The organism is Alteribacter natronophilus, assembly GCF_006007885.1.
Taxonomy (GTDB): domain Bacteria; phylum Bacillota; class Bacilli; order Bacillales; family Salisediminibacteriaceae; genus Alteribacter; species Alteribacter natronophilus.
This window is the reverse complement of sequence record NZ_VCRO01000007.1, coordinates 154,151-170,508: the sequence shown is the minus strand read 5'-3', so window position 1 is coordinate 170,508 and position 16,358 is coordinate 154,151. Positions and strand designations below refer to the sequence as shown.

General features: G+C 49.2%; 16 protein-coding genes and 2 pseudogenes. 8 read left to right on the top strand and 10 right to left on the bottom strand.

Annotated features, from left to right (window positions below; translation table 11 throughout):
- Positions 1-21 precede the first annotated feature (21 nt).
- The gene (locus FGB90_RS18490) at positions 22-363 is read right to left on the bottom strand and encodes a tRNA-binding protein (RefSeq protein ID WP_281280077.1); all 342 of its coding nucleotides are present in this window, start codon (positions 361-363) and stop codon (positions 22-24) included.
- Positions 364-625: 262 nt separating this feature from the next.
- On the opposite strand from FGB90_RS18490, the gene FGB90_RS18485 reads away from it, so the two are divergent.
- Together FGB90_RS18485 and FGB90_RS18480 are read left to right on the top strand one after the other, a co-directional pair.
- Positions 626-1,450: a DUF4397 domain-containing protein gene (locus FGB90_RS18485; RefSeq protein WP_246056271.1), complete on the top strand. Its 825-nt coding sequence runs from the start codon at positions 626-628 to the stop codon at positions 1,448-1,450.
- On the top strand, positions 1,437-2,159 hold the full coding sequence (locus tag FGB90_RS18480) for a class F sortase (protein WP_171051911.1): 723 nt from the start codon (positions 1,437-1,439) through the stop codon (positions 2,157-2,159). Before FGB90_RS18485 ends, FGB90_RS18480 begins: the two co-directional genes overlap by 14 nt.
- 44 nt (positions 2,160-2,203) lie before the next feature.
- Here the strand turns inward: FGB90_RS18480 and FGB90_RS18475 are convergent, their stop codons facing one another.
- Entirely contained in the window at positions 2,204-3,178 is a 975-nt protein-coding gene (locus FGB90_RS18475; protein WP_138812337.1) for an HD domain-containing protein, read from the bottom strand.
- Positions 3,179-3,441: 263 nt separating this feature from the next.
- Here FGB90_RS18475 and FGB90_RS18470 point away from each other — a divergent pair, with 263 nt between their 5' ends.
- A complete protein-coding gene (locus FGB90_RS18470) occupies positions 3,442-5,223 on the top strand; it encodes a BCCT family transporter (RefSeq protein ID WP_246056261.1) in 1,782 nt (593 codons plus the stop codon).
- Positions 5,224-5,282: 59 nt separating this feature from the next.
- Here the strand turns inward: FGB90_RS18470 and FGB90_RS18465 are convergent, their stop codons facing one another.
- From FGB90_RS18465 to FGB90_RS18445, 6 genes and pseudogenes are all read right to left on the bottom strand, one after another.
- Positions 5,283-6,578 (bottom strand): cyanophycinase, encoded by a 1,296-nt coding sequence (locus tag FGB90_RS18465; RefSeq protein ID WP_138812335.1) that lies wholly within the window; start codon positions 6,576-6,578, stop codon positions 5,283-5,285.
- 296 nt (positions 6,579-6,874) lie between these two features.
- Positions 6,875-7,225, bottom strand: a complete 351-nt coding sequence (locus FGB90_RS18460; RefSeq protein WP_138812334.1) for a helix-turn-helix domain-containing protein — start codon at positions 7,223-7,225, stop codon at positions 6,875-6,877.
- Positions 7,226-7,742: 517 nt separating this feature from the next.
- Positions 7,743-8,243, bottom strand: a pseudogene (locus FGB90_RS20035) (GrpB family protein); the annotation flags it as partial.
- 24 nt (positions 8,244-8,267) lie between these two features.
- Positions 8,268-8,723: pseudogene (locus FGB90_RS20030) on the bottom strand (SAM-dependent methyltransferase); the annotation flags it as partial.
- A gap of 146 nt (positions 8,724-8,869) precedes the next feature.
- Positions 8,870-10,273: a sucrose-specific PTS transporter subunit IIBC gene (locus FGB90_RS18450; protein ID WP_138812332.1), complete on the bottom strand. Its 1,404-nt coding sequence runs from the start codon at positions 10,271-10,273 to the stop codon at positions 8,870-8,872.
- 131 nt (positions 10,274-10,404) lie between these two features.
- Positions 10,405-11,397 carry a LacI family DNA-binding transcriptional regulator gene (locus FGB90_RS18445; RefSeq protein ID WP_138812331.1) on the bottom strand — a complete coding sequence of 331 codons (993 nt, stop codon included), beginning with the start codon at positions 11,395-11,397 and terminating at the stop codon, positions 10,405-10,407.
- Between the two features lie 216 nt (positions 11,398-11,613).
- Between FGB90_RS18445 and FGB90_RS18440 the strand changes: the two genes are divergently transcribed.
- The 5 genes from FGB90_RS18440 (at position 11,614) to FGB90_RS18420 (ending at position 14,311) form a co-directional block, all read left to right on the top strand.
- The gene (locus FGB90_RS18440; RefSeq protein WP_138812330.1) at positions 11,614-11,703 is read left to right on the top strand and encodes a YjcZ family sporulation protein; all 90 of its coding nucleotides are present in this window, start codon (positions 11,614-11,616) and stop codon (positions 11,701-11,703) included.
- A gap of 510 nt (positions 11,704-12,213) precedes the next feature.
- Entirely contained in the window at positions 12,214-12,702 is a 489-nt protein-coding gene (locus FGB90_RS18435) for a hypothetical protein (protein WP_138812329.1), read from the top strand.
- A gap of 130 nt (positions 12,703-12,832) precedes the next feature.
- Positions 12,833-13,036 (top strand): hypothetical protein, encoded by a 204-nt coding sequence (locus FGB90_RS18430; RefSeq protein ID WP_138812328.1) that lies wholly within the window; start codon positions 12,833-12,835, stop codon positions 13,034-13,036.
- Positions 13,037-13,115: 79 nt separating this feature from the next.
- Complete coding sequence (locus FGB90_RS18425) at positions 13,116-13,607, top strand: spore coat protein (RefSeq protein ID WP_246056259.1); 492 nt, start codon at positions 13,116-13,118, stop codon at positions 13,605-13,607.
- 233 nt (positions 13,608-13,840) lie between these two features.
- A complete protein-coding gene (locus tag FGB90_RS18420) occupies positions 13,841-14,311 on the top strand; it encodes a hypothetical protein (protein ID WP_138812327.1) in 471 nt (156 codons plus the stop codon).
- Between the two features lie 95 nt (positions 14,312-14,406).
- Here the strand turns inward: FGB90_RS18420 and FGB90_RS18415 are convergent, their stop codons facing one another.
- Together FGB90_RS18415 and aldA are read right to left on the bottom strand one after the other, a co-directional pair.
- Complete coding sequence (locus tag FGB90_RS18415) at positions 14,407-14,751, bottom strand: YflT domain-containing protein (protein ID WP_138812326.1); 345 nt, start codon at positions 14,749-14,751, stop codon at positions 14,407-14,409.
- A gap of 87 nt (positions 14,752-14,838) precedes the next feature.
- Positions 14,839-16,278, bottom strand: coding sequence for an aldehyde dehydrogenase (gene aldA / locus FGB90_RS18410; RefSeq protein WP_138812325.1), 1,440 nt, complete (start codon positions 16,276-16,278; stop codon positions 14,839-14,841).
- Positions 16,279-16,358: the final 80 nt, after the last annotated feature.

Here is a 16,358-nt window from a genome sequence, read left to right as displayed (position 1 = left end):
TTATCCCCCCCCTCCTGTTATTCACCCGATTCTCGTTCCGTTCGCCACGGGTTCATCAACCCCCAGTAGAACGACATCCTCCTCTCCCGGAACCGCCCCCATTACAAGCACTTCCGACTTGAATCCGGCAATCCGCATCGGAGGAAAATTCGTCACCGCCACGATCTGACGGCCTACAAGCTGATCGGGAGTGTACCTCATCGTCACCTGGGCGCTGGACTGCTTTACGCCCCCTTCTTCACCAAAATCAATTTTCATCTTAATAGCAGGCTTACGTGCGCCGTCAAGAGGCTCTGCCTCCAGAATCGTACCAACCCGCATTTCCACATCGAGAAACTGTTCAAATGAAATCGAATCTGACACAATAACCACTCCTTTGTTTTATACCTTTCTATTTATTCCCGCCTCTTCCTTCTTCAAAATCCAATGCAGGAATATATCTGACTGAACACCCACAATATAACCCCGGGAAAATCCCGACACTTCTGTTGACTAACCGTACATAAAGTTTTTATTATAAAAGTGTACAATTTTTGTTTAACTATTGTTTAACCTTTTGAAAACCCGGGTACAGGTTAACGCAGGAACAAAACCAAATAACTTTCAGGAGATGATTCATTTGAAAATGTTTAAACGTTTATCACTGTCCATGCTGTCCGGTGTTCTGGCTTTCTCGATGTTTTCCGTAACCGCTGCTGCAGACAGTCATGATTACGATGAGAATGACGCCTGGGTAAGGATTGTACACGCCTCCCCTGACGCTCCGGCTGTTGACGTAACAGTGAACGGTGACGTTGTAGTGGAAGGCGCAGATTTCAAAGACGCGACCGATTATTTAGAACTCCCGGCCGGTGAACACGAAGTTGCCATTTATCCTGCCGGTGAACACGACGAACCGGTCTATGAAACATATCTCGAAGTCTCTGCAGGCGGTGCCTACACTGTTGCAGCAATCGACACACTTGAGAACCTCGACCTTTACGTCATTGAAGACGAAACATCTGCGACTGAAGGAATGGCCTGGGTCCGCGTCGGTCACCTTTCCCCTGACGCTCCGGCCGTTGATGTGACAGCAGGCGGCGACATCCTGTTTGAAGGCGCCGAATTCCCGGGCGTAACCGGCTATGAGGAAGTTGAACCAGGGACATATGACCTTGATGTCCGCGTATCCGGCACTGAAGACGTTGTCCTTGACCTTTCCGGCACTGAGCTCTCAGGCGACATGCTTTACACTGTACTTGCAGTAGGCTTCGCTGACGGCGAACCGGGCCTGGATACAATTATCCTTGCTGACGAATCCCATGAAATGCCATCCGAAATGCCTGCAACCGGTATGGGCGGAACGGCTGACCAGAACGGCTACACAGCAGGCATGATCATCGTCCTCCTGCTTGCATCCGGCGCCATGGGATTTGTGCTTCTGCGCAAACCGGTCCTTGAAAACCAGTAAACTGAAACACCTGCTGCTCCCGGCGACAGCCCTTCTCATCACAGCCGCCTGCGGGGACGGAGACCTTTCTTCTGTGGAAAAAGAAGAAGGGGTTTCCTCCGTTTCAGGAAGCATTGAGGCCGGCGCAGACGAAGCCGGGAAGGAGGACGCCCCGTCGCCGGCCGAAACTGAACTCTCCGCTTCTGCTGGAGAAACGGGGAACGCAGCCCGTGATTCAGAAGCCGCCCCTGAAGAAGAGCAGCCCGATTCCTCTTCCGTCACTGTTTCGGGAATCACGCCGGAAGCCGTTGAAATTCCAGCCATCGGTGTCTACGCAGACATTGAATCTCTCGGCCTGACAGACACAGGGGCGATGGATGTCCCTGATGACGGAGATCTCGTTGGCTGGTATAACCGCGGTGCAAAACCCGGTTCCACCGGTAATGCCGTCCTTGCCGGCCACGTGGATGACCGTGAGGGACCGGCTGTATTTTTTGACCTGAAGGATCTCACAGAAGGTGACGAAATTACTGTCCACGGGGAAGACGGCCCCCTCGTGTTTACCGTGACGGGGATGGAAAGCTACCCTTATGACGATGCGCCACTTCAGAAAATCTTCGGACGCTCCTCAGACAGGAATCTGAATCTGATTACCTGCACCGGTGAGTTCGACCGGGAACAGCGCACCCACCGCGAACGGCTCGTGGTGTTTACCGAACTGAACCCTTAAAAATAAGGCCCCTGAATCTGCTGACCGGATTCAGGGGCCTTTTTCTATCTCTCCTGCACGCGGATCCCCTGCTCAAACAGCCCTGATGCCTGCAGGTTCCTCTTCCTGCATGCCCCGGATACACGGGAGAGAGGGACTATCTCCCCTTTATAAAGCACGTCAGGATCTATGATTCTGGGCTTTACCCGGTGAACCAGGTCTGCCGCATCCGTCGGACATTTCTTTAGTGCAGGCGGGTTTTCAAGCTGCTCCATCACTTCTTTGGCAGGCGGGTAGGTGGCGAGTTGATCAAGGAACGCCCCGTCAGTTGAAAGCCAGTCCCGCTTCTCTATAATGCCTTCCTCCATCGCCTCGCGGACGAGGGGCTTTAACAGCTGGTTGGCATAAATGTTGAACGGCTCCATGAAAAACCCCGCCACTTCATCGTAAAAGCAGGCGGTGAACCATTCGGCCTGCTCCTCGGTATCTGCATAGATCAGCCCGCTCTCCGAGACACGGAGTGAACCAAGAAACGCCTCCACCCTGGCCAGGGGAACCCCGAAATAAAGATGCTGATCTCGCAGTGTGTAGTCGATCCGGTCTGCACAGAGGTGCGGGAGCGGCTGCTCCAGAAGCGGATACCGGTCACTGTTCACGTTAAGAATCAGGTCAGGAGTGAACCCGTGGGACCGGAGAATATCGGGAATTTCTGTGTTGGCGACCAATTCACCTGCGAGCTGCTCATGGTAATCTTCATCGCCCCTTTCATATACAACGTCCACAAAGTGGGACAGGGCTGTATGACCGATGTCATGAAGAAGCGCTGCTGCCTGCTCTTCCAGGCCTGCCCCCAGGCGGCGAACAAGGAGCATTACTCCAATGGAATGGTCATAGCGGGATACGTTCCACTCTGTTTTAAAACATGCCGGCGCCCCCGCCTGTCTGATTTTTTTCAGCCTCTGAATGGCACTGCTCTGAATCAGGTCTTCCAGGACACCTTTAATTTCTGTTTTTCCGTAAATCGGATCATGTACTATCATGTGTCGTCTCCTTCTATCGTTTCAGCTGTTTTCGGATAGACTGCTGCTTTTGCAATATTACTTAATGGAGGAGAGCTTTCACCCTGAAAACAAGCCCCCAAAAGGAATAACCCGTTTGATTACCCCTGCTTTTGGGGAAAGTAGGTATAAGGATTTACCAGGTGGTTTACTTTACCTGGAACGGGCATTCTGTTATGCTCAGAAATCAGTTCGGACAAGCCATCGAAAGGAGGTCATCCGGAACGATTTCGGATGAATTTAACGTGGGAAAATTTCAATATGAAACGAAAAAACCAGGTATTGTATTCTTCATTTCAGCACCAATTGTTTTACTTTTCGTCCTGTGGGGGTTCATGGCACCGGGTCATCTGGAGGCAACAGCCAATACTGCTCTGGGTGCTACACTGGATAACTTCGGGTGGTTCTACATGCTCGCCACAGCCCTCTTTATTGCCTTTGTCCTCTTCCTGGCTGTCAGTCCGTTCGGGAAACTGAAACTCGGAAAGCCGGACGAAAAACCCGAGTACCAGTTCTACACCTGGCTGGGCATGCTCTTTTCGGCAGGGATTGGTGTGGGTTTCGTCTTCTGGGGCGTTGCAGAACCGGCTCTCTACTATCTCGACCCGCACCCGGACTATATAAACGCCGACGAAGGAACGCAGGCGAACGCCGGACTCCGTTATGGCGTATTTCACTGGGCACTTCACCCGTGGGCCATCTTTTCCCTGGTTGCTCTTACACTCGGGTATGTTCAGTTCAGAAAAGACCAGCCTGCACTCATCAGTTCCGCCTTTAAGCCTATTCTGGGCCGGAACACACACGGGGTATTCGGCAAGGGAATTGATACGCTCGCTGTGCTCGCCACCTCTACCGGTGTAGCCACAACTTTCGGTCTCAGTGCCCTGCAGATCAGCGGAGGTCTGTCGCACCTGAGTGACGGCGCCATCCCGAATACAGGTCTTACACAGGCTGTCATTATTACGATCGTAACGTTCCTGTTTATCATATCAGCAGCGACGGGTGTCAACAAAGGAATCCGTATACTTAGTGTCATTAACCTGACGATCGCAGCGATTCTGCTTATTTTTGTCATTACCTTCGGACCGACACTGTTTATTGCCGAAAGTGTTGTCACCACGATAGGAGGTTATTTGACGAACGTAGTTCAAATGAGTCTGGATCTCGATCCATTCGGTGATGGAGAATGGCTCGGTACCTACACGATTTTCTTCTGGGCGTGGCACATCTCCTGGGCGCCGTTTATGGGCATCTTCATTGCCCGCATTTCCAGAGGGCGTACCATTCGCGAGTTCGTAGCCGGCGTGCTTATCGTACCTTCCCTTCTTGCGGCCATCTGGTTTACTGCATTCGGCGGTACGGCTGTTGATATGATCATGGCCGGTAACGATCAGTTGGGCGACCTTGTACTGGAGAACGTTGAAGTGGCGCTTTTTGCCACACTGGCGGAGCTGCCGCTCGGTATGATTATGAGCATCCTTGCCCTGGCGCTTATCATCATCTTTTTCATTACCTCGGCGGACTCTGCTTCCTATGTACTCGGTGCCATGACGAGTAACGGAAGTCTTAACCCGAAACTCTGGGTAAAAGTAGCCTGGGGATTCCTCATTGCCGGGACAGCCAGCGTGCTTCTGATCAGTGACGGACTGGAAGGTCTTCAGACCGCCGCCATTGTGGCAGCACTTCCTTTTACCATCATCATGTGTGTGATGGTCGTCTCACTTCTCATCATGATGGGAAAAGACCTGAAAATCGAACGGCGCCGCAGGACTAAACGCCAGACGAAGCAGGTTAAGGAGGAAGTCTCCGGTGATGTCTATGGTCAGATGAAAGACCGCGTCTATAAGGACATCAAAAGCGAAGTTTATGAGGACATTAAAGAAGAAGTGTATGAGGATATTAAAGAGGAAGTCTATGAAGACATCAAAGAAGACGTTTATGACGACATTAAAGACCGTGTATACGAGGACTTAAAAGAAGATCTCGGCGAGGACTTTAAAGACGGACCGGACGATCAGAAAAAATAGTATTCTTTGATGCAAAAGATATGGGACCCCCGATTTCATTCGGCGGGTCCCATTTTGTGTTAGTTACTGGACGGATAAATGGCAGCCCTTACGCCGCTGTAGGAAAGAACATCTTTTCCGTAAACAGTTCCTGCCCGGGCCTTGGTCCGGTTCGTTTTTTCAGCGGACAGGCTGTACTCGGGAGCGTCCTCCCAGGAAGTCCCGGCGAGCTTCTGTTCGTTGGAGGAAAGAAGTCCCCACACCATGTTCCGGTAGGCAAACCGCTCATAAAAAATATCATCGTGTTCTGAAATCTCTGCCTCCCCTCCGTGGACCGGCTGAAATTCAGGATTGAAAATGACATTTCCGCCCTGGGGCTGGTAGCGGTCTCCCTGGTGCAGGTAATGGGATGTGACGCCTTCAATTGCCCATTCCCCATCCTCATTCGCTGACTGAACCGCCCCCGACAGATCAAAGATCTGAACGCCGTTCTCGCCCACGACTTTCATTTTTGCAGAAGGATGATTCGCATTTTCCACGATTAGAGCGGTTGTTTCATCCACACCGTACACTTTATCCACTCCCGCATCTGCAGCCAGGCGGATCATCCTGCCTTCCCTGGCCCGCTCGGAAAAGTGGGAATCCACGAGTCCGTAGGAGAAAAAGCCAAGTCCTCCTTCTTTATAATAGCCAAGGATACTCCCGTCACTATGATATCCTTCCACGGAACCTTCAGTAATTCCCCGGTAACTGTCCCCGCCGGTAATCATGTATTCGGAAGCCTGAATGGCAGCACCTGCAGAGCTTCCCGCAATCATGGCATTTCCTGATTCAAAACGGTCACGGATTGCTGCCAGGACAGGTGAATCCGCCCATTCCTCTCCACGAACAAACGTTGTAATATAACGGCTCTGGTCTCCGCCGCCAAGGAAAAATCCGGTAAACTCACCGGCCGAAATCCGGTCGGCCCACTCATCGTCGTCAGCCACGTCAATATTTGCAATATCTGCCGGAAGCCATTCCGCCTCGATGCCAAACTCGTTAAACGTTTCAATATAATAGTTGGCGTTCATTTTGCTGTTACTTATGTCCGGATCATTGCATCCTCCGTCCGTGGAATCTCCGTATTCCTCGCAGTCCCAGTCATACGGATAGCTGCTTGCGGTAATAACCGCAATTTTGCCGTCTTCGCCTCCCGCCCGGGCGACCATTTCCCTGTAGATCTCCTCTGCACCTTCCGAAGATCCAAGTGACCCTCCGATCAGAACGAGGTCACTCCCCCTCACTGCACCGTCTGATTCTGCTTCCGCCGGAAAAGCCGTCACGCTTCCTGCTGCAAGAAGAAAGACAAAACACATTAAAACTGCTTTTCTCATCCTTCATTCTCCTTTACCGTAGTATGAGGTCGAAGCGGTTCTATGACCGCTGACTTATTTTAGTGTAGCGCAACGGCAGAGGGGAAAACTGATTATTCAGAAAAACAGGACCATAGGCAGTGCTATGGATATAAAAACAGTATAATTGTCCCGGTTCAGCGATGGTAACTTTATATGATCCGACAGATTCATTCTTTTAAACAAACGTTTATTTAACTGATATCATTTGTCGTATAAGGATGAACAGACAAAAAAAACCCCTGCGTTACTGACAATCAGTTCTCACAGGAGCATCGTTATTTCTTTTTCAACTGATCGTTCCAATTGCTGTACTGAATGAAACGGATGTAGTTCTGTACTTCCTCCTTGCTTACCCCGCTCTCCTTGGCTTCCTTGATTAAACGGAGCCAGTCATCATCAAGCACTTCGAGGACCGATTCCCGTTCCTCGTCCACCATGAGCAGCTCAAGTGGGATATTCAGAACGCCCGCCAGTTTCCTCAGCGTTTCCACAGATGGATTCTTACGCTGGTCCCGTTCAAGAAAGCTGATATAGGATTTCGCAATCCCGCTTTCATCGGCCAGGCGTGAAATAGAATACCCTTTACGTAATCGGTACTTCTTTATTCGCTTTCCTACTTCACCCATCGGTCTTTCACCACCTTAACCTGTAAAGAACATTAAAATACCGCTCTTGTTCATTATACCGAACGTTTTTTTAATAGTAAACTACTTTTCGTGCGATATAGGAAACTAACGGACCTGAAAGAAGAATAAAAGGGCAGTCCCATATCCAGTTTTCCCGTTTTAGAAGTTTTTAAGTCGGGGTTATGTGGACTTTCTAGATCTGTTTTTCCGTTTTCATTGATATATTTCTTCCGGCATTCCGCTTCGTCAAAAATTCTTAAAAAAGGCTGTTCTCGTAAAAATTGTTGTTTTTCTACGCTGCAGGCCGACGCTTTCCGCGGGCAACACCTTAGCCTCCTCGGGAAAATCACCCTCCGGGGTCTTCGGTTGTTGCTGTTCCCGCTGGAGTCGCGGCCTTTCGCTCCGAAATGAATAATAGGGAATAGCAACAACCTTTTTGAAAAGAACTTTTAAAAAAGACACTCCAGTGGAGTGTCGGATCTCATCTCTTTATTTGGCTTAGAGCTGCTGATGAACATTATCGCTCAGTGGCAGCCCAGGCAGCGGCTTTTTTCACCAGGGCGCTAACAAAGGCGTCTTTTCCCTCAATATAACTTTCAATATCCTTTGGGTGCTGTTGGGCCAGGTTGGTTTTCAGCTCACCGTACCGGTTCCGCTCCTGTGGAAACGTTCGTAAATAATCACGGAAAGCCAGGTGATGTGCTGCCTCTTCTGCCCCTTTTTCGAATACATGCACGTGGTGGCTCCTGAGACTTCCTTCTCCTTTATAGAAGTACCTTCGGCCCGGGATGCCGTTCTCCCCTTTTGCCGTGTAGCCGGTCTCAGTGAGTTCCTTTGTACATTCGTCTGCGTTCCGGATGTCCTTTACTTCAACCAGGATGTCTATAATCGGCTTTGCACTGAGCCCTTCCACGGACGTACTTCCAATATGATGGACCGCTTCCAGACTCCCTCCGAAGACTTCCTTCAGAACCGCTGCTTCCTCTTCATACCGTTCTCGCCATTTCGAGTCATAGGGGACGACGCGGACCTCCCGGGCGCTCTGCCAGTAGTTTTTCATGATTTCGTCTGTCCACTCCGGTTCAATCACTTCCTCCCGGGGCAGAAAGGCACGCATCACAGGCTTTATATCCAGGATCGGGGTGCCGTCAATGGCATCAAGGCCAAGTACAGTCAGCGTCCGCTCATTACGGCCAGTCACCTTTACCACTGTGGATCCGATCCGGTTCGGACGGTTCTTTCCTCTCTGGGCAAAGATACCCACCTTTGGGAGTGAACAGCTGTTTCTCGGATGGCGGGCACCGGTCTCTACTTTTTCCTCCGGGACTTTATGAAACTGAAACAGGATCTCGGCGTGGCTGAACGCCTCAATGCCTTCCAGACTGTCCGCCCCGATTTCATCAACGATTGTAATCTCCGACCGGACCGCTCCCCAGTCATCATCCGTCACGGCCTTCCGTTCATTCCTTACATACCCAATGGGCTTTACCTCTGTCATCTCCCCCACTCCTCTCTCATGCCATTATACATCACGCTTCCCGCGTCATGGGCCTGAAAAAAACAGACAAAAAAGCTCCCCTTCTCACCGGAAGGGAAGCTCTCTTTTATAAAGGTATAGATTGTATGCAGGCTCTGCGAAAGGGCTTAGCCGTCTATTTCTTCTTTCATTTTGTCCGAGTAGCCGAACAGATACGTGAGTGTGAAGCCAACACCGATGGAAATGATGTTTGCCAGGAGGTAAAGCAGGAACTGTTCGTTCAGATAAAGCAGCGTTCCCGGAATTACCGTAATCGCCATACCTGTTCCGGCAAGTCCCACAAGGGAGGCGAAGAACGCTCCGGCTGCACCACCGATCAGTCCCATAACGAAAGGCTTCATGTAACGGAGGTTAACCCCGAAGATCGCCGGCTCGGTAATACCGAGAAACGCAGAGAACGAAGACGGCAGCGCAAGTGCCTTCAGTTTTTTGACCTTTGTCTTCATACCTACTGCAAGAGCAGCTCCACCCTGAGCCGCGATGGCACACGTAATAATCGCATTGAACGGGTTTTCACCAAACTGGTTGAGAAGCTGAATTTCAAGGAAGTTAAAGATATGGTGTACACCGGTAATAACGATTACCTGGTGAAGACCCCCGATAATCAGACCGCTGATCCCGAATGGCAGTTCAAGAAGCGCTGTTGTAGCAGCCATAACCGCTGCTTCGACAGCGTGAAAGACCGGTCCGATCACAAACAGTGCTGCTGTAATCATAACGAGAAGGGTCAGAAACGGCGTTAGAATTAGATCGAGCGCTTCAGGGACGCGTTTTCTGATCCATCTTTCAAGCTTCGCACCGAGGAAACCTGCAATAAAGGCCGGAAGTACGGAACCCTGATATCCACTCACCGGAATGAAACCGAGGAAGTTAATCGCCTCTGCATCTCCTTCAGCAACGGCCCAGGCGTTTGGAAGGGCCGGACTGACAAGCATGAGACCGAGGACGATCCCGATGATCGGACTTCCGCCGAACACTCTGAATGCCGACCAGGCTACAAGCGCCGGGAGAAAAGCAAACGCTGTATCAGTAAGAACTTCCGTAAAGAGCAGGAAGTTCTGTGAAATGTCATCCGGAGTGAGGCCGAACAGACCAAGGATCGCTTCCTGCGTCAGAAGGCCACGAAGTCCCATAAACAGACCTGTCGCTACGAGTACCGGAATGATCGGAACGAACACATCACCGAACGTACGGATTGCACGCTGGAAGCCGTTACCCTGTTTTTTAGCTTTTTCCTTCTGCTCTCCTTTGGACGATTCGGAGACCCCGAGAGCTGACATTTCCTCATAGATCCGGTTGACGGTACCGGTGCCGAAAATCACCTGAAACTGACCGGAGTTGTAGAAAGCTCCTTTTACCTTATCAATACTTTCTGCTTTCTCTTTATTGATTTTTTCCTTGTCGTTAACCATGATGCGCAGCCGTGTCGCGCAGTGGGCTACAGAGTCGATATTCTCCCTGCCGCCGACAGCTTCAATTAATTCTTCTGCAATTTTACGATTCTCTGACATGGATAAACCCCTTTCCTTTCAATGAAATTATGTCCAGTTTTTTAAGTTCCATTCGGAATTATCATCATTATGGAATCGATTCCACATGATGTAAAAAGTAATGAAACCGCTTATGTAATCGATTCCATAACTCATCTTAAACTATCGCGAATTAGAAGTCTATAGCCCATTACAATTTTTTCTCTGTTTTCCCCGGAACTGTTTAACCGCTCCAGCAGAAGCTCTGCCGTTCTCATTCCCGCTTCCTCGTTGTTGTAGTCCACTGTTGAAAGAGAGGGGGTGACATATTTTGAAATCTCTGAGTTACCGATCCCCGCAACTGCTGTCTCTTCCGGTGTTTTAACCCCTATGGCACGGAGATACTCAAGTGCACCGACTGCAAGACGGTCCGTAACTGCAAACACAGCATCCGGTTTCCGGTCTGCTGATTCCCAGATAGATTTCATGGCACGGTACCCTGACTCAGCCGTAAAGTCTCCTTTTTGAATCCATCCTTCCTCAGGTGTTTTTCCTTCTGCCTCCAGAGCATCGAGATAGCCCTGCTTTCTGAGAACACCTACTGCATGATCCGATTCGTACACACCGATAAAGCCGATCCGGTTCCGGCCTTTTTTCAGAATTGCTTCTGTCATCTCCCTTGCAGCGTGATAATCATCATAGATGACCGAGGAAATGGAGGGCAGATCCTGTCCAAGGGCAACGACAGGCACACTCAGGGATTCAATGGCCTTGAGGAGTCTGTCTTCCTTGTTTGTGGCAAGGAGAATAATGCCGTCCACCCTCCTGCTTTCAAGCAGCTTCAGCTGTTCAATTTCCTTCTCCACCTTAAGTTTGGCGTTGGCAAGGATCATCTGATAGCCTTCGCGGTTCAGCACTGTATCGATTCCATCCGCCACCCGGCTGGCGGTTTCCGTGCTGATTTTAGGCAGGATCACACCGATAACATTGGATTTTTTCGTCCGCAGCGCCTTTGCCTGTTCACTCGGGACATACCCTGTTTCCTCGATTACCTCCATAACCCGTTTCCTCGCCTGTTCACTTACATAACCAGAACCGTTGAGCACCCTTGAGACTGTTGTCCGCGAAACGCCGGCAAGACTTGCAATGTCCCGGATTGTAACCATTTGAAAAACCTCCGATCTTTTTTACGCTCCATCATTATAAAGGAGGGAATCCCCCGGCTCAACTCTTCGTCTCACAAAGTTCCCGTTTTCTCTTTCTCTACCTTCCCGGAAAAACAGGCATATGGCCTCCCTCACTTGTCCATACTTTTTTCTTCACCGTACATAGATTATCAGTGAGAGGCCTCTCTCAATTCATAATGACAGGAGGAGAAAATTATGGGTTACTACAACCACCACGGCTTCGCCCTTGTGCTGGTGCTGTTCATCCTTTTGGTTATTATCGGATGCTTCTGCTTTAACGGCTAATAAAAATCCATTCCGCTCCAGCTTTTACTGGAAACCGCAACCTCCTTTGCGATCAACGAAAAGCAGCTCAGCAGCGACCATCCTGCATACCGGACATTCGTGGTAGCCTCCAGTCTTCCAGGTGGACGCCAACCTGGAAGACCCCCTCAACATATACGGAAAATAAGGGCAGGGACCTGAATAGAACAATAGTTTGACCCCTTACAGGAAACCGCTCCACTCACCAGCCTGTTCAGTTCCTCCACAAGGCTTCCTTCCCCTTATAAAAACTCCGCATTCTGTGCGGGGTTTTTCCGTACATACCCTTACGCGTAAAAGTATGTAAAAAGTACTCGTACGAATTGCCGATTCTGCTTTCATTCGGGATTTTCTTATAGGCTATTTTATCCAAATTGCCGGAGTATTCTTTCATTTACCAACTAAATTACATACAATAAAACGAGACTCATAGACGTATAAGGAAAAACGTGGAATTTTCAGGCAGATTATAAAAACAGAATGAGGGATTGGATGAATACGGTTATTTCAAAATTTGAGCAGCTGACTTCTTTTTTCAGCCACTTAAAGCAGATTGATAACGATACATTTTACGAACCGATCGGTGAAGACAAATGGTCTACGGCAGCGATCGTTGCACACTTTCACTACTGGGATAAAAAAATAACAGATGAGCGTCTGCCTTACATGCTTCTGGGAGAAAAAGTGAGCGGGTGGGATAATATGATACATAAAGTAAACCGGGAAGCAGCCGAGTATGCGGATACAGTCCCAATGCAGGAACTCATCGATCAGGCTATCGTTTCCCGTCTCAAACTGGCAGAACGTTTTCACGCCTGTAATTTGGCTACGGAGTTCTCCGTAGGTGAGAAGAACTGTACGATTCTTGAATACGTAAATCTTCTCTGTAAACATGATGAACAGCACGTAAAAGAAGTGGCAGGCTTCCTCTATACATCCTATATTGGAGAAAGTATCCACTCCCTGCAGATCAACCCATAATATAAAGGGCTAAAGCATCCCTATCAAACGCATATTTTTCACATGTAAGGCCGGATAACCAGTCCGGCTTTTTTTTATGGCATAAACTGCTAAGTGTAGGAGCCACTTTCGTAAGTAAGGAGGTGTAACGATGGAATCGGCTAAAAAGATGCTGGAATTGCTCGTAGAAAAAACATTTCAGAAATATAACGTAAAAAGTAACGTTAATTCCCTTTCCGACGAGCAGAAGCAAAAGTTAAGAGCGCTGGTGGAAGATATCAAAAAAGAGACCGAAACGTTTCTGGCAAACGCAGAAATCACGGAGTCCACAGACAGCAGAAAAAATAAAAAATAGATAAAAGAACCAGACTGCTTGTCCAGACAAACAGAAAGAACCTTCATATGTTAATAGTGAAAGAGAGGAGGTGAATCTAGTGACAAACAGACACGGTTTTATGGTAAATAGAAACGCGGCGGCATCCGCTCCTGTTTCTGCCGGAAACAGAGCCCGGAAATGGGATGCCCTCAGCGGCAGAGAGCATCCGCTCGCGTGCGGAAGAGAAACTGCTGACAACCAGTTTGATAATAAAACCACCCAGCTTACCCAAGAGCTGATTGTAATCTCCAACTCCTGTGATGTAAACGTGACAGTCACTGATACAAAAGCGGCACTCAATATTCAGGCAGCACTTCAGGCGGCGTTCATCATTCTGATCAGCATCTCTGTAGCCAGTGCCGACCAGGCTGAAGCCATTTCAAACGACCTTCTCCAAACAATCAAAGTTAAACAGGAATCCTTCAGCCAGATTATTGTTGAGGATTCAAAAAATGTTGACGTTTCAAAAACAGACACCCAGCTTCTCATTAACATTCAGCTGCTTCTTCAGCTGATCACCCTTGTAGCAGTCCAGATTGGTCTACTCTAATAAAACGACACCCAGTATCCCCCGTACGTTTACGTCCGGGGGACACTTTTGTAAGAGTGATAGTTTTTTTACATATAAAAGAAGGAATTTCCCCTCTCCATCCGAAAGATGTCACTATAGGGACCATCCTGAAGGACAGGTACAGAGCCTGTATGATAGAGCCCGGAACCTGACAGACAGGTTCCGGGGAGGATGAAGGTGTCTATTAATGACTATCAGAGGGAGTGATTGCGTTGGGAACAGGGCTGTTGACTGTAAGAAATTCTTTGCAGAAACTGCTGAAAGAAGCGTTCGAAGGTCCCGAAAAAGAGGAGATTTATTTTACCGATCCGGGACCCAGTGCAGGGTTAATGAACACCATTGAACGAATCAATGCGAGAGAAGCGTCTATGATACTGTCTTCCTCTCAGGCCTCTATCGCCGCTCATGTCCACCACACCCTCTATCATCTTCAGGTTACCAATGCCTCCCTCCTCGAGGAAGACCGTCAGGTAGACTGGTCATTGAGCTGGAAAATCCGGGAGGTTGATGAAGGAACCTGGCAGGCTTTTAAAAGTCAGCTCAAGGAGGAATATGAGAATTTCAGCCATACACTGGACACAATCGACTGGACCGAAAAACAGACTGTGTCTGCCTCAGCTGCCATTGCTCACTGCGCCTACCACCTCGGTTCCCTGAAGCAGCTGATCGCGCAGCTTCCATAATCGGTGAGTTTGAACTTAAATCCTGTTAAAAAGGAGCTGCCCCGCTATGGGACAGCTCCTGCTTTGTTCTTATTAAAGGGATGCACAGTCTGCTTTTACAGCTGAAGATCAGCCGGCGCGTCTTTTACAACTACGATGACTTTACCCTCATCGAGTTTTTCTTCAAGGCTATGGGCCTTATCACCGGAGAAACCAAGTTCCTCAAACTGGGCACGAAGCTCGTCCCCTTTTTTACGGAAGACGTTTTTCACGGAAGTGTCGATGCCCTGTTCGTTCATGTTCACAGTGTTGGCGTCCGCATTGTCTGCTACACGCTCCGTACGGTCTTCATCATGAGTGAGTACGTATACGTTGTCCTCATCCACGCCTTTGCCTTTCAGTGCCTCAACTGTTTTTACAACTTCCTCATCGTTAAAAAATTCTTTGTAAAGTGGTTCCATTTTATATCGCCTCCTGGAATTTGAATTACCCGTAACCCGGGTGAATTAAACAAACCTGAATTAAATCCTTCCATTCTCTCATCTTTCTTATTTTCTTTTATATTCGAGGTAGGCTACGGTAGTCTGAAGGTACTCTTCCACACCGTACTTGCCGTCAGCACCGCCGACACCTGACTGGCGCCATCCTGCATGGTACCCCTGAACGGCCTCAAAATGCTCCCGGTTCACATAGACTTCGCCGAATTTCAGTTCATTTACCGCCTGCATCACTTCATGATAATTTTCGGAAAACACGGAAGAGGACAAACCGTAAACGGAATCGTTGGCAAGCCTGATTGCCTCATCGAACGTACTGTAGGTCGCAATCGGCAGCACAGGACCGAAAATTTCCTCCTGGAGAATATCCATATCCTGGGACACGTTCGTCAGGACAGTCGGCTCATAATAAAATCCTTTGCTTCTGTCGGCGCGCTTCCCGCCGATAAGCACTTTCGCTCCGCCATCTTCGGCTTTTTTAACGGCTTCCTCGACGGACTCGAGCTGATCCATGCTCACGAGCGGACCATAGTCGCTGTTTTCGTCCAAGGGGTCCCCTGTTTTCAGATCCCTCATTCTGGTTGTAATTTTATCGATGAAAGACTCTGCCACCGACTCGTGAACGTAAACGCGCTCAGCATTTGTACATACCTGCCCGGAATTAATGACCCGGGACTCGATAACTTTTTCGGCTGCCAGATCCAGATCCGCATGCTCGCTCACAATGGCCGGGGCTTTCCCGCCAAGCTCCAAATTGACTTTCGTAATGTTTTCCGAAGCGGCTTCCATCACTTTGGAGCCTGCGGGGAAGCTTCCTGTCAGACTGACCATAGCCACCCTGCTGTTGGAAGCAAGCTCTGTACCGACGGACGAGCCGCTTCCTGTAATCAGGTTAAATACCCCTTTTGGCATGTCGGTATGTTCGTGTACAAGCTCCGCAAACTTCACTGCAGTAAGAGGAGTCTGCTGACTCGGCTTAATGACAACCGTACAGCCTGTGGCAATCGCAGGTGCGACTTTTCTGGCAAGCACCATCAACGGAAAGTTCCAGGGCACAATGCCTGTTACTACTCCAATTGGTTTTTTCATGACAACAATGTTTTCATCCGGGTTATCGCTAGGCACGACATCCCCTTCCACACGCCGGCACCAGCCGGCCATGTAGCGGAAATAGTCCACCGTTGTTTCAATTTCCGTTTCTGCAAGACCGATCGTTTTTCCCTGCTCCCTGGAAAGAAGCTTCGCAAAGTCTTTCTGCTGCTCTTCCAGTTTGTCCGCAATATCCGTCAGGTACGCGCTTCTTTCCGGCGGAGAGGTTTTTTCAAACTGAACCTGAGCCTCAAATGCGGCATCAATGGCTCTTTTCGCATCATCTTCACTTCCTTTGGCAATTGAGCCGATGACCTCTTCTGTTGCAGGGTTGATGACGTCGATTGTCTCAGACGACTCACTGTTTACGAATTCTCCGTTAATATAAAACGATTTGGACAAATAGAGCACCTCCGAATGGATAATTGTACAGCACTTCCTGACACGGACACACTGTTTTATTTACCCGATCTCGTGACAGT